The sequence below is a fragment of the Allobosea sp. Root381 genome, assembly GCF_001429395.1.
In the GTDB taxonomy this organism is placed as follows: Bacteria; Pseudomonadota; Alphaproteobacteria; order Rhizobiales; family Beijerinckiaceae; genus Allobosea.
This window is the reverse complement of record NZ_LMJT01000015.1, coordinates 1-19,869: the sequence shown is the minus strand read 5'-3', so window position 1 is coordinate 19,869 and position 19,869 is coordinate 1. Positions and strand designations below refer to the sequence as shown.

At 65.0% G+C, this 19,869-nt stretch carries 18 protein-coding genes; 17 read left to right on the top strand and 1 reads right to left on the bottom strand.

Going from position 1 to position 19,869, the window contains the following annotated elements; all coding sequences use genetic code 11:
- Positions 1–2 precede the first annotated feature (2 nt).
- From ASE63_RS14310 to ASE63_RS14280, 7 genes are all read left to right on the top strand, one after another.
- On the top strand, positions 3–1,067 hold the full coding sequence (locus ASE63_RS14310; RefSeq protein WP_056802188.1) for an ABC transporter ATP-binding protein: 1,065 nt from the start codon (positions 3–5) through the stop codon (positions 1,065–1,067).
- Positions 1,068–1,107: 40 nt separating this feature from the next.
- On the top strand, positions 1,108–2,154 hold the full coding sequence (locus ASE63_RS14305) for an extracellular solute-binding protein (protein ID WP_056802186.1): 1,047 nt from the start codon (positions 1,108–1,110) through the stop codon (positions 2,152–2,154).
- A gap of 37 nt (positions 2,155–2,191) precedes the next feature.
- Entirely contained in the window at positions 2,192–3,073 is an 882-nt protein-coding gene (locus ASE63_RS14300; RefSeq protein ID WP_056802184.1) for an ABC transporter permease, read from the top strand.
- 13 nt (positions 3,074–3,086) lie between these two features.
- Positions 3,087–4,094 carry a trans-3-hydroxy-L-proline dehydratase gene (lhpH, locus tag ASE63_RS14295; RefSeq protein ID WP_056802182.1) on the top strand — a complete coding sequence of 336 codons (1,008 nt, stop codon included), beginning with the start codon at positions 3,087–3,089 and terminating at the stop codon, positions 4,092–4,094.
- Positions 4,095–4,099: 5 nt separating this feature from the next.
- Positions 4,100–5,047 (top strand): ornithine cyclodeaminase family protein, encoded by a 948-nt coding sequence (locus ASE63_RS14290; protein ID WP_056802181.1) that lies wholly within the window; start codon positions 4,100–4,102, stop codon positions 5,045–5,047.
- 12 nt (positions 5,048–5,059) lie between these two features.
- Positions 5,060–6,292, top strand: coding sequence for an amidohydrolase family protein (locus tag ASE63_RS14285; RefSeq protein WP_056802179.1), 1,233 nt, complete (start codon positions 5,060–5,062; stop codon positions 6,290–6,292).
- Positions 6,293–6,380: 88 nt separating this feature from the next.
- A complete protein-coding gene (locus ASE63_RS14280) occupies positions 6,381–7,046 on the top strand; it encodes a GntR family transcriptional regulator (RefSeq protein WP_156410350.1) in 666 nt (221 codons plus the stop codon).
- Positions 7,047–7,464: 418 nt separating this feature from the next.
- Here ASE63_RS14280 and ASE63_RS28020 read toward each other — a convergent pair whose 3' ends face one another.
- A complete protein-coding gene (locus ASE63_RS28020; protein ID WP_210169317.1) occupies positions 7,465–7,653 on the bottom strand; it encodes a hypothetical protein in 189 nt (62 codons plus the stop codon).
- On the opposite strand from ASE63_RS28020, the gene ASE63_RS14275 reads away from it, so the two are divergent.
- The 10 genes from ASE63_RS14275 to ASE63_RS14230 all read left to right on the top strand — a co-directional run bounded on the left by ASE63_RS14275 (position 7,652) and on the right by ASE63_RS14230 (position 19,692).
- Positions 7,652–9,121, top strand: coding sequence for an ABC transporter substrate-binding protein (locus ASE63_RS14275; RefSeq protein WP_162261774.1), 1,470 nt, complete (start codon positions 7,652–7,654; stop codon positions 9,119–9,121). The two genes, ASE63_RS28020 and ASE63_RS14275, sit on opposite strands and share 2 nt — an antisense overlap.
- Positions 9,122–9,157: 36 nt before the next feature.
- On the top strand, positions 9,158–10,096 hold the full coding sequence (locus ASE63_RS14270; protein WP_056802173.1) for an ABC transporter permease: 939 nt from the start codon (positions 9,158–9,160) through the stop codon (positions 10,094–10,096).
- A gap of 4 nt (positions 10,097–10,100) precedes the next feature.
- Positions 10,101–10,967, top strand: a complete 867-nt coding sequence (locus tag ASE63_RS14265; RefSeq protein ID WP_056802171.1) for an ABC transporter permease — start codon at positions 10,101–10,103, stop codon at positions 10,965–10,967.
- Positions 10,968–10,989: 22 nt separating this feature from the next.
- Complete coding sequence (locus tag ASE63_RS14260) at positions 10,990–12,447, top strand: serine hydrolase (RefSeq protein WP_056802169.1); 1,458 nt, start codon at positions 10,990–10,992, stop codon at positions 12,445–12,447.
- A gap of 32 nt (positions 12,448–12,479) precedes the next feature.
- A complete protein-coding gene (locus tag ASE63_RS14255) occupies positions 12,480–13,874 on the top strand; it encodes a M20/M25/M40 family metallo-hydrolase (protein ID WP_082609954.1) in 1,395 nt (464 codons plus the stop codon).
- Positions 13,875–13,906: 32 nt separating this feature from the next.
- Positions 13,907–15,442 carry an ABC transporter substrate-binding protein gene (locus ASE63_RS14250; protein ID WP_162261773.1) on the top strand — a complete coding sequence of 512 codons (1,536 nt, stop codon included), beginning with the start codon at positions 13,907–13,909 and terminating at the stop codon, positions 15,440–15,442.
- Between the two features lie 129 nt (positions 15,443–15,571).
- The gene (locus ASE63_RS14245) at positions 15,572–16,492 is read left to right on the top strand and encodes an ABC transporter permease (protein ID WP_082609943.1); all 921 of its coding nucleotides are present in this window, start codon (positions 15,572–15,574) and stop codon (positions 16,490–16,492) included.
- A gap of 2 nt (positions 16,493–16,494) precedes the next feature.
- Entirely contained in the window at positions 16,495–17,403 is a 909-nt protein-coding gene (locus ASE63_RS14240) for an ABC transporter permease (RefSeq protein WP_082609942.1), read from the top strand.
- A gap of 46 nt (positions 17,404–17,449) precedes the next feature.
- Complete coding sequence (locus ASE63_RS14235) at positions 17,450–18,880, top strand: amidase (protein ID WP_056802162.1); 1,431 nt, start codon at positions 17,450–17,452, stop codon at positions 18,878–18,880.
- A gap of 95 nt (positions 18,881–18,975) precedes the next feature.
- Positions 18,976–19,692 (top strand): GntR family transcriptional regulator, encoded by a 717-nt coding sequence (locus ASE63_RS14230; RefSeq protein ID WP_082609941.1) that lies wholly within the window; start codon positions 18,976–18,978, stop codon positions 19,690–19,692.
- The last annotated feature ends 177 nt before the right edge of the window (positions 19,693–19,869 follow it).

The window sequence follows — 19,869 nt, the reverse complement described above, 5'->3', positions numbered from 1 at the left end:
TCATGTCCCGGCTCGTCGTCTCAGGCCTCACCAAGATCTATGGCAACTTCGCTGCCGCCAAAGACGTCTCGTTCGAGGTCGGCGAAGGTGAACTGGTCTCCCTGCTCGGCCCCAGCGGCTGCGGCAAGACGACCACGCTGCGCATGATCGCTGGCTTCATCACGCCCACGCGTGGCTCGGTCACGATCGGGGAGGACGACGTCACCCGCATCGCGCCCTGGTCGCGAAACACGGGCATGGTCTTCCAGAATTATGCGCTCTTCCCACACATGACGGTGGCGCAGAACGTCGCCTTCGGCCTGGAGATGCGCCGCATCGGCGGCGCCGAGGTTCGTGAGCGGGTGCAGAGCGCACTGCAGATGGTGCGGCTCGATCATCTGGCCGATCGCTATCCGCGCAACATCTCCGGCGGCCAGCAGCAGCGTGTCGCGCTCGCCCGCGCGGTGGCGATCAGGCCGAGGGTGCTTCTGCTGGACGAGCCGCTGAGCAATCTCGACGCGAAGCTGCGCGAGCAGGTCCGCATAGAGATCCGGACGCTGCAGCAGGAACTGAAGCTGACGACCATCATGGTCACGCATGATCAGGACGAGGCGCTGACCATGTCCGATCGCCTGATTTTGATGGAAGGCGGCGTCGTCCAGCAGATCGGCACGCCGCGCGAGCTCTACAACAGGCCCCGCTCGCGCTTCGTCGCGGATTTCGTCGGCCAGAGCTCCTTCATCGAAGGCGAGGTTGTCGCTCCCGGGCAGTTTCGCTCGATCCAGGGAGCCTTGCTGTCATGTCCCGAACGCGATGCCTCCGGCGCGACGCTGAATACAGGCAAGGCGACTCTGGCGATCAGGCCGGAAGCCATCCGCCTCGGCCCCGCCGCGGAGACAGCTCCGCCGGGCCATGCCGGCAAGGTCGAGTTCGTGTCCTATCTGGGCTCCCGCATCGACGTGCATGTCCGGCTCGCCACCGGCGAGGCCGTGATTTCGACGCTACGCGATCTCGCGGAGCCGCTCAGCGTCGGCGATCCCTGCCACGTCTCCTGGGCGGATGCCTCCGTCACCGCATTCACCGCCTGACAATCCGCCACGACAAACCAAACAAACAAAGGGAACAGCCATGTCCTCCGTCGGTCTTTCGCGTCGCGCCTTCTTGTCCTCCGCCGCGGCCTTCGCCGGCCTGAGCGCCGCTCCGGCCTGGGCACAGGCCGGCCGCCTCGTCGTCGGCACCTGGGGCGGCGACTACGCGAAGCTCGTATCCCGCCATATCGGCGACGGGGTCGCCAAGGCCAACGGGCTGGACATCGTCTATGATGAAGCAGCCGAGCCGCCGCGCCAGACCAAGATGCTGGCGGAGCGGCAGCTGCCGCGCGGCTCGACGGATGTCCAGGCGCTGATCAACGTCCTCAACGGCGGCCTGGTCGACCAGAACGCGCTCGAAAAGCTCGATCTCGCCCAGCTGCCCAATGCCGCCAAGCTGCTGCCGTTTCTGAAGGACGACATCGCCCAATACATCATGCCGCAGGTCTATAGCGGTCTCGTCATCCTTTATAATCCGAAGCTGGTTCCCGCCGCGCCAACCTCGTTGGCGGATCTCTGGAAGCCCGGCTTCCGCGAGAAGCTCGGCTTCATCGACATCCAGTACATGTTCAACCTGTTCGCGGCGTCGCTCGCATCCACCGGCAAGGCCTATGATCTCGAGGCAGGCAAGCGCGCGCTCCTGGACCTGAAGGGCAAGGGGGTTCGGGTCGTCCCGACCAACGAAGCTATGGCGCAGGCGCTGAAGGCCGGCGATGTCGGTGTCACCGTGATGTGGAAGGCGCGCGCCGTGCAGTGGCAGAACGCCGGCATCCCCGTCGAGACGGTCGCCCCGGCCGAAGGCGTCATGCTCTATGTCCAGGGCTTCGGCATTCCGCGCAATGCCCGTAACAAGCCGGGCGCCTACAAGATGCTCGATGCCGCACTATCGAAGCAGGCCCAGGAGGCCTTCGCGGTCGATTTCGGCTACAATCCCACCGTCTCCGATGCGGTGGTGGCGCCGGATTTGAGGGCGCGCATCGGCTTCTCCGACGAGGAGACCAAGAGGTTGATCAATCCCGATCCGGTCTTCTTCAAGAACAACAATACCACCTTCAAGGACTGGTGGGACCGCGACTTCAAGGGTTGAGCCCCTCGTCCGCCCTCCAACCGTCGCGACGCGCCCCATGACAAGAACCACCTTCGACAGGGAGAACGGCTCCGTTCTCTCGGCGGCAACACTGGCAGCGCCAGCGACGCTTCTCGTGGCGGCGGGGCTCGTCGTCCCGCTCGCCATCCTGTTGCGCTACAGCCTGAACCAGTTCATCCCCGGTCAGTTCATGACCGAGGCGCTGACGCTCGAGAACTATGTCCGGTTCGTCGCCGATCCCTATTTCAGGGGCATCCTCGGCCAGACCATCGGCATCGCTGCGCTGGTGACGGCGATCTGCATCGTGATCGGCTTTCCGCTGGCCTATGTGCTGGCGCGGGCCGGCGGGCGCTTCAAGTCGCTGCTGATCCTGGCGATCGTGCTGCCGCTCTTCGTCGGCAACGCGGTCCGCGCCGCGGGCTGGATGATCGCCTTCGGCACCAACGGCGTGGTCAACTATGTCGGGCTCGGGCTTGGAATACTGAACCAGCCGCTTGAGATCATGTACACCCCGACGGCGGTCATCATCGGCATCGTCGCGGTCAACCTCCCCTTCGTCATCCTGTCGTTCCAGACGGTGCTGGAAGGCATCAGCCGGTCCGTCGAGGAAGCCGCGTTCAATCTCGGGGCCGGCCCGCTGGCCACGACGCGCCGCATCATCCTGCCGCTGGCCATGCCTGGCATCATCTCGGGAGCGACGCTGAGCTTCATCCTGACGATGAACGCCTATGCGACGCCGGTGCTGCTCGGTGGCCCCAGCTTCGTGATGATGGGACCGCTCGTCTATTCGCAGGTGATGACCCAGATGAACTGGCCCTTCGGCGCGGCCGCTTCGTTCATCCTCATGCTGGCGACCCTCGTCCTCACCACGATCGGTCACCTCATCGTTCAGCGCAGATACTCCTCCGGCCGCAACTGAGCCCCAAGCCATCATGAATATCGAGAGACTGATCCAGACCGTCGAAGTCCACACGGGCGGCGAGCCCTTCCGGATCGTGACCAGCGGCCTGCCGCGCTTTCCCGGCCGCACGATCGTCGAGCGACGCGACTGGGTGAAGCGCAACATCGACGCGCTGCGCCAGGCGCTGATCTTCGAGCCGCGCGGCCATGCAGACATGTATGCCGGCTATCTGACCGACCCCGTCAGCGCCGATGCGGATTTCGGTATCATCTTCGTGCACAACGAAGGCTACAGCGACCATTGCGGGCACGGCGTCATCGCACTAGCGACGGCGGCGGTGGAACTTGGCTGGGTCGAGCGTACGGAGCCCGAGACCCGGATCGGCATCGACGCGCCCTGTGGCTTCATCGAGGCCTTCGTCGCTTGGGACGGCAAGCGCGCCGCGGGCGTGCGCTTCGTCAATGTCGCGTCCTATCTCCTCCATGCCGATGTCAGCGTCGATACGCCGAGCTTCGGCCGCGTCACGGGCGACATCGCCTTCGGCGGCGCCTTCTATTTCTACACCGACGGCCGGCCCTTCGGCCTGTCGATCCGCCCGGACAACGCCGAGGCGCTCATCCGCTTCGGCGCCGAGGTCAAGACTGCCGCCAATGCGAAGTTTCCGGTGGTCCATCCTGAGATCCCCGAGCTCAACCACATCTACGGCACGATCATCGACGGGGAGCCGACCGATCCACGGTCCACCCAGGCCAATTGCTGCATCTTCGCCGATCGCCAGCTCGACCGCTCCCCGACCGGTTCGGGGACGGCCGGGCGAGCCGCCCTGCTCTTCGCCAAGGGGCGGCTCGCGGCAGATGGCGTCCTGGTCAACGAGTCGATCGTCGGCTCCGTCATGACCGCTCGGGTGCTGCGCGCGACGAAGCTTGGTGAGCTCGATGCGATCATTCCCGAGGTTTCGGGCAGCGCGTCCGTCTACGGGCAGGCGAGCTGGATCATCGACCGGGACGATCCGCTGCGGCACGGCTTCCTGCTTCGGTAGCCGCTATGCTGGTTCTCGACGCAGCCGCCACCGAGCGGGGTCTCTCGATGGCCGAACTGGTGCAGGCGCTGCGCGAAGCCTTTGCCACGCCGGCGACCGTGCCGTTGCGGCACGCCCATAAGATCGAGAGCGAGGGCTACGAAGGCACGAGTTTGATCATGCCCGCCTGGTCGATGGACGGGTTCTACGGGGTCAAGATCATCAACATCTTCCCGCGCAACGCGGAGCGCGGCCTGCCCGGCCTGCATGGCATCTACGCCCTGTTCGACGCCCGCACCGGCGTTCCGCTCGCCTTTCTGGACGCGGACGTGCTCACGGCCTATCGCACCGCCGCCGCCTCGGCACTGGCGGCGAGCTACCTGGCGGCGAAGGAAGCTCGGCGTCTGCTGGTCGTCGGCGCGGGCCGTGTCGCCCGGCTGCTGCCGGCCGCAATGGCGGTCGTTCGACCAATCGACGAGGTCCGCATCTGGAGCCGCACGGGCGCGAGCGCAGCGCGGCTGGCGGCCGAGCTCTCCGCGTCCGGCCATGAAACCGCGGTCGTGGCCGATCTCGAGGCCGGCGTCCGCGCCGCGGACATCGTGAGCTGCGCAACGCTGTCGACCGTCGCACTTGTCGAGGGCAGTTGGCTGGCGCCGGGGACACATCTCGACCTGATCGGCAGCTTCACCCCGGCCATGCGCGAGGCCGACGGAGCCTGCTTCCAGCGCGGAAGCGTGTTTGTCGATACCGATGAGGCGCAGGCCAAGGCGGGCGACATCCTCAGCGCGATCGCGGAAGGCAGCCTGCAGCCCAAGGACATTCGCGCGAACCTGACAGAGCTTGTCGCGGGCAGCCATCAGGGGCGTCGCGATTCCGACGAGATCACCGTGTTCAAGGCGGTGGGCAGCGCGCTCGAGGATCTCGCCGCGGCCCGCCTCGTCTATCAACACCACATATCGTCATCAGGATCGTAACAGGGGCCGGCCATGACAGTCACCTTCCGCAATGCGCGTGTCTTCGACGGCGTCAATCGCGAGCTGCGCGACGGGCTCAGCATCGTCGTCTCCGAGGGCAGGATTCAGTCTGTCACCGAAGGCGGCGGGGGTGGCGACGCGGGCACGACCATCGACTGCCAGGGGCGCACCCTGCTGCCCGGCCTGATCGACGCGCATGTGCACATTATCGCCAACAGCGTCGATCTCAGCGCCGGCAAGCAGTGGCCGTCCTTCGTCCATGCCCAGGCGCACCACATCATCGAAGGCATGCTGGCGCGCGGCTTCACCACGGTCCGCGACGGTGGCGGCGCCGATGCAGGCTTCGTCAAGGCCATCGACGAGGGTTACATCCGCGGGCCGCGCCTGATCCATTCAGGCCTCGCGTTAAGCCAGACCGGCGGCCACGGCGACATGCGCTCGACGCTGAAGCGCCCGGGAGAGGTTTCGAACGACCGGACGGGCAGCGCGATCGCGCGCATCGCCGACGGTGTCTCGGAAGTTCGAGAGGCCGCACGTGACGAGCTCCGCAAGGGGGCCCATTTCGTCAAGGTCATGGCCTCTGGTGGCGCCGCCTCGGTCACCGACCCCATCGAGAACCTGCAATATTCCGACGAGGAGCTGCGCGCGATCGTGCAGGAAGCGCAGGCCTGGAATACCTATGTGATGGCCCATGCCTATACGCCGCGCGCCATCCGCGCCGTCGTCGCCGCCGGCGGGCGCACGATCGAGCACGGCAACCTGATCGATGCGGAGAGCGCCGCCTTCGTGCGCGAGCATGGCGCCTATCTGGTCCCGACGCTGGTCGCCTCCGACATCCTGACCCAGTTCGCGGACAAGTACGGCTTCTCCGCGCAGAGCATGCGCAAGATCTCGCAGGTGCGCGACCGCGGGCTCGAAAGCCTTGCGATCGCGCGTGTTGCCGGCGTGAAGATCGGCTTCGGAACGGACCTGCTCGGCTACGAGCTGCACGAATATCAGGGCGAGGAGTTCGCGCTGCGCGGCCGCGTCGAGGATCCGGTCGACACATTGCTCTCGGCGACCGGCATCAACGCCGAGATGATGATGATGGACGGCAAGATCGGCGTGATCGCGCCCGGCGCATTCGCCGACATTCTGGTGGTCGAGGGGGATCCGACCACCGATTCCTCGGTCTTCACGCGTCGCGGCGAGAACATCGACGTGATCATGAGGGGTGGCGCGTTCTTCAAGAATCGCCTGGGTTGAGGCATGACCGCCTCGCCGGCGTCGGCTGCGATGCTGACACCGGCCTCACCCTTCATTAGGGTTCATGCCCGCGGGGAGAAGGGTGGATATGTCGCTGATCGAGGCAGAGGATCTGGGAGCGAGGCCGACGGCTTCCGACGTCATCGCGCGCCATCTTCGCGAAGCGATCATGAGCGGCAAGATCAAGGAAGGTCTGCCGATCCGCCAGGATGAGATCGCTGGCCTCTTCAACGTCAGCAAGATACCGGTTCGCGAGGCCCTGAAACGTCTCGAGGCCGAAGGGCTCGTCATCTTCCAGCGCAATCGCGGCGCGGTCGTCACGGAGATGTCCCAGTTCGAGATCGTCCAGATCTTCGAGGTCCGGGCTCTGCTCGAAGCCAATGCAATCAAGCTTTCCGTACCGCAGATGACGGCCGCGACCTTCGCCGCGGCCCAGGATTACTCCGACCAGTTCGCCGCGGAGACGGATGTCGCGAAATGGGCCGAGCTGAATTGGAAGTTCCATTCCTGCCTCTACGAGGACGCCAACCGCCCCTTCATGGTCGGCCTCATCCGGTCGGTGAACGACAGGATCGAGCGTTTCCTCAGAATTCAGCTGTCATTGTCCGCTGGTCAGGCCGTAGCTGATCAGGAACATCGCGAGATTCTTGCCGCCTGTAGAGCAGGCGATGCCCAGAGTGCATCTCAGTTAATTCATAGCCACGTCATGGATGCATGCAGTTCACTGCTGAATAGCCTCGGAAAATCCGGATAAGCCTCACCGCGTTTTGCCGAGATCGAGCCATCCGAGGAGCGGGATGGCTGCGTTTGGACGACCACCAGACCCTGCCGGAATTGCCGAACCGCAGGGGCAGTCAGCTCTGCCGGCTGCCTTCCTTTAGACTGGGGTTTGCGCGCGAGGCGACGCAGGCCGCGCGCTAGGCTGGCGCGTTCCTCAAGGGCGCGGCTGGAAATGAGCCGCCCTTGCCGTTCCTTGCATTTATACCGTGGCGGGCCGCGCGTTGCCTGCTTTTCTCTGCCATGCGTCGGTTGGGCGCTCCTGCACCGGAGCCAACACGCGAAATGTTGAACTCTGTATGCAGCATGCTTGACACGTCTCAAATCTCCTTATAGGGTCCATTAGTGAATTTAATATCATAATAAAAATAACAATACGAAAATAACTCCGCCCCCTAAAAACGGGCCTTGCGCGCAAAAATAAACAACACACCTCGGCGCGTGATATCGAATCTAGGATACGGGTTGGAGGATTTCTTTATTATGTTGAAGGCTATTGCCGTTTCCATTGCTCTCGGGGCAGCCATGGTGATGTCGCAGTCGACATCATCGCTCGCGCATGAGAAAACGCTGCGCGTCAGCATGTTGTACGATCTCAATCTGATCGACCCTTACGCGCAGACCGGCTACCTGCCGCGCTACCTCGGCTTCATGGCCTATGACACGCTGTTCTCGATCGACTCGAAGGGCAATATCGCGCCCCAGGTGGCCGATAGCTGGTCCCTTTCGCCGGACAAGCTCGTCCACACCATCAAGATCCGGACCGGGCTGAAATTCCACGACGGCAGCCCGGTGACGGCTGCGGACGTCGCCGCTTCGGTGAAGCGTGCGCTTCAGCGCAACCGCTTCATCCACTTCGCCTCGCTCGTGACCTCCGTCGATATCGTCGACGACCAGACCTTCTCGTTCACGCTGTCGCGCGAGTTCAAGATCCTCGATTACCTTGCGAACATTCACACGCCGACCTTCATCATGCCGAAGGCCGACGCGGAGCTTCCGATCACCCAGTCGATCAGCAAGGTCAACGGCAGCGGTCCCTTCATCTTCCGCCACGATCTGTGGAAGCCCGGCTCGCGCGCCATCTTCGACAAGAACACGGCCTACTCGCCACGTAGCGAGGCTCCCGACTTCATGTCGGGCGGCAAGCATGTCAATGTCGATCGCGTCGAATGGGTCTACATCGCCGACAAGCGCACCGCCGTCTCCGCCCTGAAGAAGGGCGAGATCGACTGGATCGTCAGCGTCCAGCCGGAATACATCGCCGATCTGAAGAAGAGCCAGGGCGTCGAGGTCGCGGTGTTCGACGACAGCGGCTTCGACGCCGTGCTGCGCATGAACATGACCCAGCCGCCCTTCGACAACGTCAAGATCCGGCAGGCGGTGATGGCGACCGTGGACCAGGAGGAATATCTCGGCCTCGCGATCGGCGATCCCGAATACTACAAGGTCTGCGCCTCCTATCTCGTCTGCCGCTCGCCCTGGGCGGTCGAGATGCCGGGCGCGACCCTGCGCAAGAAGGATCTCCCCCTCGCCCGCAAGCTCCTCAAGGAGGGCGGCTACAAAGGCGAGAAGATCGTGATCTTGGACGCGCAGGACATCCCGAGCATCCACCAATACGCGCTGATCACCGCCCAGAATCTGCGCAGCATTGGCATGAACGTCGAGATCAGGCCCACCGACCAGGCCACGCTGCTGACCTCGCGCGCGCGGCGGACGCCGCCGACGGAAGGCGGCTGGAGCATCTTTCACGCGGCATCGGCCGGGCTGACCGTCGATACCATCGTCAAGAACCACTACCTCTGGATGAACCCGCAGCGGGCCTTCTTCGGCTGGCCGGACAATCCCGAAATGGAGAAGCTGCGCATCGATTTCTCGTTCGCGACGGACGACAAGGTCGCGCACGAGATCAACCGGAAGTTCCACGAGCTCGCCTGGACCTATGTTCCCCATATTCCGATCGGGAACACCTTCGAGGCCTCCGCCTACCGGACGAACATCAAGGGCATCATCAAGTCCGAGGTTCCGACCTTCTGGAACCTCACCAAGGACTGAGACTGCCCCGACCGCGTCCGTAGATGAGGCCAGCAGATGAACTCCGTCGTCTATCGCGTTCTCAGCATCGTCCCGATCTGCTTCGTCGTCGCCGTCGTCGTCTTCTCGCTGATGCAGATGGCGCCGGGCGATCCGGCGGCGATGATGTCGGACGATTTCGCTTCCGAGGAGCAGATCGAGCGCGTGAGGCGCGATCTTGGGCTCGACCAGCCGGTGATCGTGCAGTTCTCGCTCTGGCTGGGGCGCGTGCTGACGGGGGATTTCGGCTCCTCGCTATTCTCGAAGATCCCCGTCACGACCCTGATCATGCAGCGGCTGGAGCCGACGATTTCGCTGGCCGCCGGCGCGATGCTCGTGGCGATCGCCACCGCCATTCCGCTCGGCGCGCTCGCGGCGGTGATGTCGCATAGCTGGGTCGACCGGCTGGTGATGACCATCGCCGTCCTCGGCTTCTCGCTGCCGTCCTTCGTCCTCGGCTATGGCGGCGTCTGGCTGTTCTCCTTCAAGCTCGACTGGCTGCCGGTGCAGGGCTACGCCTCGCTCGCATCCGGCTTCGAACCCTGGCTGAAGAGCATCCTGCTGCCGTCGCTCACGCTCGGCCTGATCTCGGCCGCCTTCCTCGCCCGGGTGACGCGCGCGACCGTGCTGGAGGTGCTCTCCGAGGACTATGTCCGGACCGGCCATGCGAAGGGCCTGGCCCCGCGGACGGTGATCGTCCTGCACGTCCTGAAGAATGCCGCCATTCCGATCGTCACCGTGATCGGAACCAGCATCGCCGGGCTCCTCAGCGGCGTCGTGATCGTCGAGAGCGTCTTCGCGATTCCCGGCATCGGCAGCCTCGTGATCGATAGCGTCCTCAAGCGGGACTACCCCGTCATCCAGGGCGTCATCCTCTTCCTGTCGATCGGCTACGTCGTCGTGAACCTCTCGATCGATCTGAGCTACCGGCTGTTCGACCCCAGGATCGAGGGATAGACGAATGACGTCCTTCGCCCCGGCGCTGCTCGGCGCAGCGCGCTCGCTCGCGGCCACCATCCGCCGTCATCCCAGCTCCGCCATCGCGGCCGCAATCGTCGTGGTGCTGATCCTGGCCGCGCTGCTGGCCGACTACATCGCCCCGCACGACCCGATGGCGATTTCCGGCCGCCAAAGGCTGCGCCCCCCTTCGGAAGCCAATCCGATGGGAACCGACAATCTCGGCCGCGACGTGCTGAGCCGGGTGATCCACGGCGCGCAGATCTCGCTCCTCGTCGGCATCTCCGTGGCCGCGGTGAGCACCGTCGTCGGCAGCGCCATCGGCGTCCTCGCCGGCTACAGCCGCTATGTCGATCTCGTGGTGATGCGGATCATGGACGGGCTGATGGCGATTCCCGGCATCCTGCTGGCCATCGCCTTCCTCGCCATGTTCGGATCCAGCGTGACCAGCGTGATCATCGCGATCTCGGTGCCGGACATCCCGCGCGTCGTGCGATTGGTTCGCTCGGTCGTGCTGAGCCTGCGGGAGCTTCTCTACGTCGAGTCGGCGCGCTCGATGGGCGCCGGTCCGATACGCATCATCCTGAGGCACATCCTGCCGAACGCGGCGGCGCCGATCCTGGTCCAGGCCAGCTTTCTCTGTGCGTCGGCCATCCTCGCCGAGGCCAGCCTCGGCTTCCTCGGGCTCGGCACGCCCTCCGAGATCCCGAGCTGGGGCAACATCATCGCCGAGGGTCGCTCCTTCATCGGATCGGCGCCCTGGCTCCTCTTCTTCCCGGCGCTGGCGCTCACCGTGACGGTGCTCGCCGTGAATGTACTGGGCGACGGGCTGCGCGATGCGCTCGACCCGCGCTTCCGGCGCCGCATCTAGGACGATTACAGGAAAGCCTGACATGAAACAGAAATTCGTTCATTTCGACGGCAACCTGCCCCTCATGCGGCCCGGTGCCGAAGCGGAGATCCCGGCGCCTTACGTCTATGTCTGCGGCGAGCGCGAGCTACGCGAAAAGGTGGTCGCGCTCTTCGCCAAGCGCTATATCGACATGCTCTACGTGACTGGGCTCGACCGGCGGACCGCCGATGCCCGCTTCCGCCCGCTGATCGCCGGCGTCTCCGAGGGGCTCTATGAGGGGCGCGACCACGGCGCCCTCACCACGCTGGTCGAGACCGCCTGGCAGAGCAAGGCGATCGCGATCGAGGCCTCCGACCAGGACAAAGCCGTCACCGTGACCTGGACCGACGCGGCCTTCGGCGCCCCCGTGCACGGGCGCGCCATCGCCCGCGAGGGTTATGGCGGCATCGTCCTCGCCGGCCATCGCGAGCCGGCTTTCGACCCCGCTCCGATCAAGCGCCGGCCGGCGGACCGCTCCGGAGCCTGGCCGCTGGGCGACAGCCATGCAGAAGTCGTTGCCGCGCCGGAACTCGCCGCCGCCGCCGATACTTTGTTCGAGCGCTCGGCCGGGCTTTACGGGCTGATGATCGCCAAGCCCGACGGAATCGTACTGGAGCGCTATGGCGACGCCGGCCGGCCGGACCGCGTGACGCCGAGCTGGTCGATGACCAAGGCGATCACCGGCACGCTGATCGGCCGGCTCGTCCAGGAAAGTTGGCTCGGAAGCGTCTACGACCGCGCACCGGCCCCCGCCTGGACCAATCCGCGCGACGTCCGCTCGCGCATCACCCTCGACAATCTGATGCGCATGCGCTCGGGCCTCGGCTTCCCGGCCTATGACGGCAAGGGCGGTTGCAGCCACGTGTTCGAGGACAATTTCGTCTATTACAACGCCGAGAACGCCTTCGACGTGGCGCAGCGCGCCAGCCAGGTCACGCTTCCCGGCGAGAACTACCGCTACATCAACACCGGCATCAACGTCCTCGGCTCGATTATCCGCAACGAGATCGAGAAGCGCGGCCTGCCCTATCACGAGACGCTCTATGCGCTCCTGGCCGACCGCATCGGCATGCACTCCTACCAGCACTCCGCCGACATGCACGGCAACTTCATTGCCTCCGGAGCCGGCTTCGCGGTGCTGCGGGACTATGCGCGCTTCGGTCTGCTCTTCGTCCAGGACGGCGTCTGGAACGGCGAGCGCCTGCTGCCAGAGGGCTGGGTCGACTACGCGCTGACGCCCTCGCATACGGGGGCGACCTATGCGGCCTGCTTCCGGTCCAACAGCGACCGGGTCTTCCCCAGCGTGCCGGAGAGCGTGGCCTGGGCGGCCGGAGCCAGCGACCAGAAGGTCATCATCCTGCGCGAGAGCGGCTGCGTCGTCGCCATGGCGAACGAGCGCGAGCATCCGGTCGATCTCGTGGCGCTCGACCGCGTGCTCGCCGTGGCGACCGGCGCCTGAACGCGGCCCGTGCCCTGACGATGAGCGAGCAGATGAACGATCTGGATTTCCGCCTCGACCAGTACATCGACGACAACAAGGAGCGCTTCCTCGAAGAGCTCTTCGCCTTGCTGCGCCAGCCCAGCATCTCGACGCGCAACGAGGGGATAACCGAATGCGCTGAGCTGCTGGTCCGGCAGATGCAGGATGTCGGGATCGCAACCCAAGTCTTCCCAACAGCGCGCCATCCGATCATCTATGGCGAGGCGCTGAAGGAAGGCGCCCCGACCGTGCTGATCTACGGCCATTACGACGTCCAGCCGCCGGAGCCGCTGGAACTCTGGGATTCGCCGCCCTTCGAGCCCGAGATCCGCAACGGCAAGATCTATGGCCGCGGCACCTCGGACAACAAGGCGCAGATCTTCATCTACCTGAAGGCGATTGAAGCGTTCCGCGCGGTCCTCAGCGAGCTCCCGCTCTCGTTCAAGTTCATGTTCGAGGGCGAGGAGGAAATCGGCAGCCCCAATCTTGCGCCCTTCGTCGAAAGCCATCGCGAATTGCTGGCGGCCGACATCACCTATTTCTCCGACAGCCACATCCATGAATCCGGGCGGCCGATGGTCATCCTCGGGCTCAAGGGCATGGCCTATGTCGAGCTCAGGGCACGGACGACCAGCGGCGACCAGCACTCGATGCGCGCGACCGGCGTTCCGAGCGCGACATGGCGTCTGATCTGGGCGCTGAACACGCTCAAAACGCCGGACAACCGCATCGCCATCGAGGGCTTCTACGACGATGTCCGTCCGCTCACCCCGCTCGAAGCGGCGGCGATCGACAGGATTCCCGAGGACGAAGCTGCGTTGAAGCAACTCTTCGGCGTGGACGCGCTGCTGCCGGGGCGGGTCCACGACGGCTATTATTTCAACCTGATCACCGAGCCGACCTGCAACGTGGCCGGGATCTTTGGCGGCTATACCGGCCCGGGTTCGAAGACCGTGCTGCCGGCGACCGCCACCGCCAAGCTCGACATGCGGCTCGTGCCGAACCAGAAGCCGGCCGACATCGTCGCCAAGCTGCGCCAGCATCTCGACGCCCATGGCTTCGACGACATCGAAATTCACGCGTTCAACCGGGTGACGCCGTCGCGCACGCCGGTCGACCACCCCGTCCTGCCGGTCATCACGCAGACGCTGGAAGAGGTCTACGGGAGCGAGGCGATCGTCTTTCCGAACATCGGCGGCGCCGGCCCGAACTATGTCTTCACCGACATCCTCGGGCAGCCCTGCTTCGAGATTCCGCACGCCACCCACGACCAGGCCAACCACGCGCCGAACGAGAGCATGGATCTGGCGGGATTCATCAACGGCATGCGCACGCTCGTGCGCGTCTTCCCGCGCCTGATTCCGACGCTCCGGGCATTGCGCGAAGGCACGGGGCAGCCGGCCTAAATTCGACAACGATAATCACGAGGAGAATGGACATGACCGCCACCATCAGCCGCAGGCGCGCCCTGCAATCCGCCGGAGCGCTTGCGATCGCGGCCGGTATCGGCGGCCCGGCCCGGGCACAGGCAAGCAAAAACACCTATCTGATCTATGCGACGGGCGCGGACGCCTCGACGCTCGACCCGCATTTCTCGACCGATCTGCGCACGCGCCGCGTCGCGATGCAGATCCACGAAACGCTGGTCGCGCGCGCGCCCGACGGCAACTTCGCCGGGCTGCTCGCCGAAAGCTGGGAGACGGCGGCTGACGGCGTCAGCTGGACCTTCAAGCTGCGCAAGGGCATCAAGTTCCATGACGGCAGCAACTTCGATGCCGAGGCGGTACGCTTCTCGCTGGAGCGCCTCAAGGATCCGGCGACCGGCTCGCCGCGGCGGAGCATGGGCGAGCAGATCGCGGCCGTCGAAGTGGTCGACCCGCTGACGGTCGTGATCAAGACGCCGCGCCCTTACGCTGCATTGCTGGCGCAGTTGACGATGGAAAATCTCGGCATCGTCAGCCCCGCGGCCGCGAAGAAGCACGGCAAGGACTATGGCCGTTCGCCGGCCGGAACCGGCCCGTTCAAGCTGGCAGAATGGCGACCGGGCGAGCGCATCCGGCTCGACTCGAACGCGGACTACTGGGGCGGCAGCCCCAAAATCCGCGGCCTCGAGTTCCGCGTCGTACCGGAGGACAGCGCGCGGATTCTCGTCCTGCTGTCGGGAGAGGCGCATCTCATCGACAACATCACGCCGGCGATGCTGCCCCGCCTCGAAAAGGCTCCCAACGCCCAGTTGATCACGGCGATGAGCCAGCGCACGGTCTATTTCGGCCTGAACACCAAGATGGCGCCCTTTGACAACCCGAAGGTTCGCCAGGCGCTGGCGCATGCGATCGACACTCGCGCGCTGATCAAGCATGTGATGAACGGCAAGGGCGACGTCAGCCGTAGCTTCATCGATCCGTCGATCCTGGGCCTGCCCGCATCAACGCCCTATGAGTACGATCCCGCCAAAAGCAAGAAGCTGCTCGAGGAGGCCGGCTTCAAGGACGGCGTGGCCTTCGACTTCTATCACACTCTCGGCATCTATCTGAACGACCGCGCAGTGTCCGAGGCGATCCAGGCCCAGGCGGCCCCCGCCGGCTTCAAGATCAGCCTCAAGACAGTCGACTTCCCGACCCATCTCAGCATGCTGCGGGCCCGCGACCGCGCCGCCGCCTATATGCTGAGCGAGGGCTCGCCGACCGCCGACGCCGACGTGTCGCTCAACCTCGTGATGAAGACCGGCGGCCCGAGCAACTACGGCAACTACAGCAATCCCGCCCTCGACGCGCTGATCGAGCAGCAGCGCACGCAGCTCGAGCCGGCCGCGCGCAACGCGACCGTCGCCGAGGCGCTTAAGACGATCAGCGAGGACGTTCCCCTGATCCCGCTGTTCTATTCACCGCAGCTTTTTGCGGCAGCCAAGACTGTCGATGGCATCGTGATCAAGCGCAACGAGTTCATCGACTTCAACGGCGCGCGCTTCGTCTAGCGCAAGCGTCTTGCGCCTCCCGCGTCGACGCGGCGGGAGGCACCGCCAGAGCATGCCGGGCGAGCTTCGCCCGGCCGTGCCGTTCGCCGCGCCGCAAGCTGACGAGCCGCGCGAAACCCAGGGTGCGACGTGTTCCATTTCATCATTCGACGCATAATCTTCGCGATCCCGGCCCTAATTGGTGTTTCGATCGTGGTGTTCCTCATGCTCCACGCGACGCCGGGCGACCCCGCGCAGGTGGTCGCCGGCCCGGAAGCCACGGCGGCAGACATCGAGAACGTGCGCAAATCGCTCGGCCTCGACAGGCCGATCGTCGAGCAGTATCTGCATTTCGTCGGGCGCGCCGTCACCGGCGATTTCGGCGTCAGCTTCAAGACCGGACGGACCGTGGTCGAGGAGATTGGCCACCGCTATCTCAACACCCTGCAGTTGGCGGGCGCGGCGATGCTTTTCGCTGTCGTCGTCGGCATCGTCTCGGGCGTGCTCTGCGCCGCGTTCAAGTACAGAGCGCTCGACAACATCATCCTGGTCCTGTCGCTGATCGGCATCTCGGCACCGGCCTTCTTTGTCGGCCTGGTTCTGATGATCGTCTTCTCCGTGCAGCTCGGCTGGCTTCCGCTCACCGGCAATGACAGCTGGCTGCACCTGATCCTGCCGTGCGTGACGCTCGGCCTGGCGAACGCGGCGATCATCGCCCGGGTCATGCGCGCCCGGCTGATCGAGACGCTCGACAGCGACTATGTCCGCACCGCCTATGCCAAGGGCCTGTCGGGCTTCCGCGTGATTACCCGTCACGGGCTGCGCAACGCGCTGATGCCGGTGATCACCGTAGTTGGCCTGCAGATGGGATATCTGCTCGGCGGCGCCGTCATCACCGAGACCGTGTTCAGCTGGCCCGGGCTCGGGCGGCTGATCATTCAGTCGATCTCCTCGCGCGACCTGCCGCTGGTGCAGGCCTCCGTGCTGCTGATCGCCGTCACCTTCGTGATCATCAATCTGCTGACCGACCTGCTCTACGGCCTGGTCGATCCCCGCGTCGAGGTCGCCTGACGATGTCTTTCACGGAAAACGTCGACACAACCGTGCCCAGCGCGGCCGAGCCCTTCAAGCCGCAGCGTTCCTCCGAATGGGCCCGCTTCTGGAAGAAATTCCGCAGGTCCAAGCCGGCGCTGCCCGGCGGCATCATCGTCGCCATCATCGTCTTCTGCGGCCTCTTCGCGCCCTGGATCGCTCCGTACGACCCGTTCCGGCCGGAGTTCGGCGCGATGCTGGAAGGGCCGAGTTGGGCGCATCTCTTCGGCCGCGACGAGCTCGGGCGCGACCTCCTCTCACGTGTCATCCATGGCGCGCGCATCTCGCTGCTTGAGGGCGTGCTGTCGGTTGCGCTGGCGATGTCGGTCGGCGTCCCGCTCGGAGTCGTCGCCGCCTTTTTCGGCGGTAAGCTCGACATCGTGCTGATGCGCGTCATCGACGTCATGCTGGCATTCCCGGGCGTACTGCTCGCGATCGTCATCGTCAGCATCCTCGGCCCAAGTCTGACGAACACGATGATCGCGGTCGCGGTCTACACCATTCCGATCTTCACCCGGATCGCGCGTTCGGCGACGCTTGCCCTGATGAAAGAGCCCTATATCGAAGCCGCGCGCTCGATGGGCATGCGCAACGGGCGCATCATGCTGAGGCACATCCTGCCCAACATCACCGGCGAGATCACGGTGATGGCGACGCTGCGCATCGGCATCGCTGTGCTGACCGCATCCAGCCTGAGCTTCCTCGGCCTCGGCGCGCAGGCGCCGACGCCGGAATGGGGCAGCATGCTGGCGAGCGGCCGCAACTACATGCTGATCGCCCCGCATATCGTGATCTTTCCGGGGTTGGCGATCCTCTTCCTCGTGCTCGGGCTGAACCTGCTCCAGGACGGGCTGCGCATCGCCCTCGATCCCAAATCTGTGGACCCGTGACAGCTCCACACCCTTTCTCCCCCTCTGTTGTTTTCCGGAGACCGACTTGACTCGCCCCTGCGACCTATCCGCGACCGAAGCCCGACGCCTCATCGGCAACAAGCAGCTCTCATCGGCCGAGCTGGTGGAATCCTGCATCGCGCAGATCGAATATGCCGATCCCTTCGTCAACGCCGTCAACACGCCGGCCTTCGACCGCGCGCGGGCCGAGGCGAAGGCGGCGGACGCGGCCGTCGTCCGCGGCGACGACCTGCCGTTGCTGCACGGCCTGCCCTTCGGCGTGAAGGAACTTAACGATACCGCCGGCATCCGGACCACCTATGGCTCGCTGCTGTTCAAGGACCATGTCCCCGAGAAGGACGACCATGTCGTCGGCTCGCTCAGGGCAGCCGGCGGCATCGTCATCGGCAAGACCAACTCGCCCGAATTCGGAGCCGGCGCCAACACCACGAACAAGCTGTTCGGCACGACGCTGAACCCGTTCGATCTCGAACGGACCTGCGGCGGCTCCTCCGGCGGCTCGGCTGTCGCGCTGGCGACCAACATGATGCCGCTCGCCACCGGCTCGGACACCGGCGGCAGCCTGCGCATTCCGGCCTCGTTCTGTGGCGTGACGGCTTTTCGCGGCTCTCCGGGGGTGATGGGCAGCGCTAAGCGCGCCATCGCCTACACAACCTATCAGGCCCAGGGGCCGATGGCGCGCGACATGGACGACCTTGCTTTGATGCTGGCGGCGATGGCGACCCGGTGCAGCGCCGACCCGCTGGCATTTCCGCGTGACTCGCGCGAATTCCGTTCCCCACCGGCCTGCGACCTCAGCAAGCTCAAGGTCGCATTCTCGGCCGATCTCGGCATCGCGCCGCTGTCGCGCCCAATCCGCGCCGGCTTCGAGGCGAGGGTCAAGCATCTCGCGTCCTTCTTCAAGGACAGCGCCCATGCCGATCCGGACTTCCGCAATGCAGTGGAGATCTTCTGGACCATTCGCGGCGTCGACTTCATCGCGCGACACGAAGACCGCATGCACATGTACAACGACGACGTGAACCCCAACGTCCTGACCAATCTCGAAGCGGCCTTCAAGATGACCGCCCGCGAGATCGGCGCGGCCTATCGCGAGCAGTACCGCCTGATCCGCGACCTCGACGCCTTCTTCGACGAGCACGACCTGCTGATCTGCCCGACGGTCACGATCCCGCCTTACCCCGCCAAGGACCTCTTCCCGCGTGAGATCGACGGCATAGCCATGGAGAACTACGTTCACTGGGCGGCGCTGACCTCGACACTGACCGTGACCGGCAACCCGGTCGCCTCGCTGCCCTGCGGCGTCGACGATCTCGGCCTGCCCTTCGGCATCCAGATCGTCGGACGGATGCATAGCGACCTCACGGTCATGGCCGCGGCCAAGGCAATCGAAACCCTGCTTGTCGGGACCGAATTCGCTCGACCCGTGCCTAAACTCGCTCTGGGAGCCCACTGACGGTCGTGGTCGCCGGGACGGGAGTTCCCCGCCGTCCCGGTTGCGCCTCAACCGCGCCCGCCCGGCAGCCTCATCGACAAGGTGTTACGCCACGCATGCCATTCCCCGACCCGACGGTGACCGATTTCCCGGAAGCCGAGCAACATGCGTCATCCGGCGGCCTCCGGCGCTTCGTCATCGAGCGTCAGACGCTGCACGATCGTATCGTGGCTCGGATCCGGGACATGATCGCGCAGGGCGAATTCGAGCCCGGCGCGAGGATTCATGAGGTACGCCTCGGCGAGATGCTCGAGATCTCCCGGACACCGCTGCGCGAGGCCCTGAAATATCTCGCCAGCGAGGGGCTGGTTGAACTCGTCCCACACCGGGGCGCGATCGTTCGCAAGCTGACCCGCAAGGATGTTCACGACATGTTGTCAGTGCTTGCGGTCCTCGAACCCTTCGCGGGGCAACTCGCCTGCGAGAAGGCGAGGGACACGCAGATCGGAGAGGTCAGGGCCATGCATTACCGCATGGTCGCCCATTTCGAGCGGAACGAGCGGCTGCAATATTTCAATGCGAACCAGGATATCCATTCCTATATCGTGAAGCTATCGGATAACCAGACGCTGATCGCGACGCATCGATCCCTGCAGTCGCAGCTGAAGCGCGTCCGTTTCATGGGCAGCGACAACCCGGCCGAATGGCAGGAAGCGCTCGCTGAACATGAGGCGATCATCGAGCATCTCTGCGCCCGGCGGAAGAGCGAGCTCTCCGACATCTTGCGCCGTCATATAGAGAACAGCTGGGATCGCTTCAAAAGCCATGTCTGATCCAGCGCCCCGCGGCCGATCACATCACAACAGTTCGGGAGAACAGGAATGAGCCCCGTGAACGGAAACGCCGCCTCCCCCATCCTCTCCGTCAGCAACCTGAGCACGTCGTTTCGCGTCGAGGGTGCGTGGCGGCAGGTCGTCCGCGACGTGTCCTTCGACATCAAGCCGAAGGAG

What these genes read in the sequence shown, in the direction of transcription:
- ASE63_RS14310 (WP_056802188.1), top strand. Translation starts at nt 3, where the DNA reads ATGTCCCGGCTCGTCGTCTCAGGCCTCACCAAGATCTATGGCAACTTC.
- ASE63_RS14305 (WP_056802186.1), top strand. Translation starts at nt 1,108, where the DNA reads ATGTCCTCCGTCGGTCTTTCGCGTCGCGCCTTCTTGTCCTCCGCCGCG.
- ASE63_RS14300 (WP_056802184.1), top strand. Translation starts at nt 2,192, where the DNA reads ATGACAAGAACCACCTTCGACAGGGAGAACGGCTCCGTTCTCTCGGCG.
- lhpH (WP_056802182.1), top strand. Translation starts at nt 3,087, where the DNA reads ATGAATATCGAGAGACTGATCCAGACCGTCGAAGTCCACACGGGCGGC.
- ASE63_RS14290 (WP_056802181.1), top strand. Translation starts at nt 4,100, where the DNA reads ATGCTGGTTCTCGACGCAGCCGCCACCGAGCGGGGTCTCTCGATGGCC.
- ASE63_RS14285 (WP_056802179.1), top strand. Translation starts at nt 5,060, where the DNA reads ATGACAGTCACCTTCCGCAATGCGCGTGTCTTCGACGGCGTCAATCGC.
- ASE63_RS14280 (WP_156410350.1), top strand. Translation starts at nt 6,381, where the DNA reads ATGTCGCTGATCGAGGCAGAGGATCTGGGAGCGAGGCCGACGGCTTCC.
- ASE63_RS14275 (WP_162261774.1), top strand. Translation starts at nt 7,652, where the DNA reads ATGTTGTACGATCTCAATCTGATCGACCCTTACGCGCAGACCGGCTAC.
- ASE63_RS28020 (WP_210169317.1), bottom strand. Translation starts at nt 7,653, where the DNA reads ATGCTGACGCGCAGCGTTTTCTCATGCGCGAGCGATGATGTCGACTGC.
- ASE63_RS14270 (WP_056802173.1), top strand. Translation starts at nt 9,158, where the DNA reads ATGAACTCCGTCGTCTATCGCGTTCTCAGCATCGTCCCGATCTGCTTC.
- ASE63_RS14265 (WP_056802171.1), top strand. Translation starts at nt 10,101, where the DNA reads ATGACGTCCTTCGCCCCGGCGCTGCTCGGCGCAGCGCGCTCGCTCGCG.
- ASE63_RS14260 (WP_056802169.1), top strand. Translation starts at nt 10,990, where the DNA reads ATGAAACAGAAATTCGTTCATTTCGACGGCAACCTGCCCCTCATGCGG.
- ASE63_RS14255 (WP_082609954.1), top strand. Translation starts at nt 12,480, where the DNA reads ATGAACGATCTGGATTTCCGCCTCGACCAGTACATCGACGACAACAAG.
- ASE63_RS14250 (WP_162261773.1), top strand. Translation starts at nt 13,907, where the DNA reads ATGACCGCCACCATCAGCCGCAGGCGCGCCCTGCAATCCGCCGGAGCG.
- ASE63_RS14240 (WP_082609942.1), top strand. Translation starts at nt 16,495, where the DNA reads ATGTCTTTCACGGAAAACGTCGACACAACCGTGCCCAGCGCGGCCGAG.
- ASE63_RS14230 (WP_082609941.1), top strand. Translation starts at nt 18,976, where the DNA reads ATGCCATTCCCCGACCCGACGGTGACCGATTTCCCGGAAGCCGAGCAA.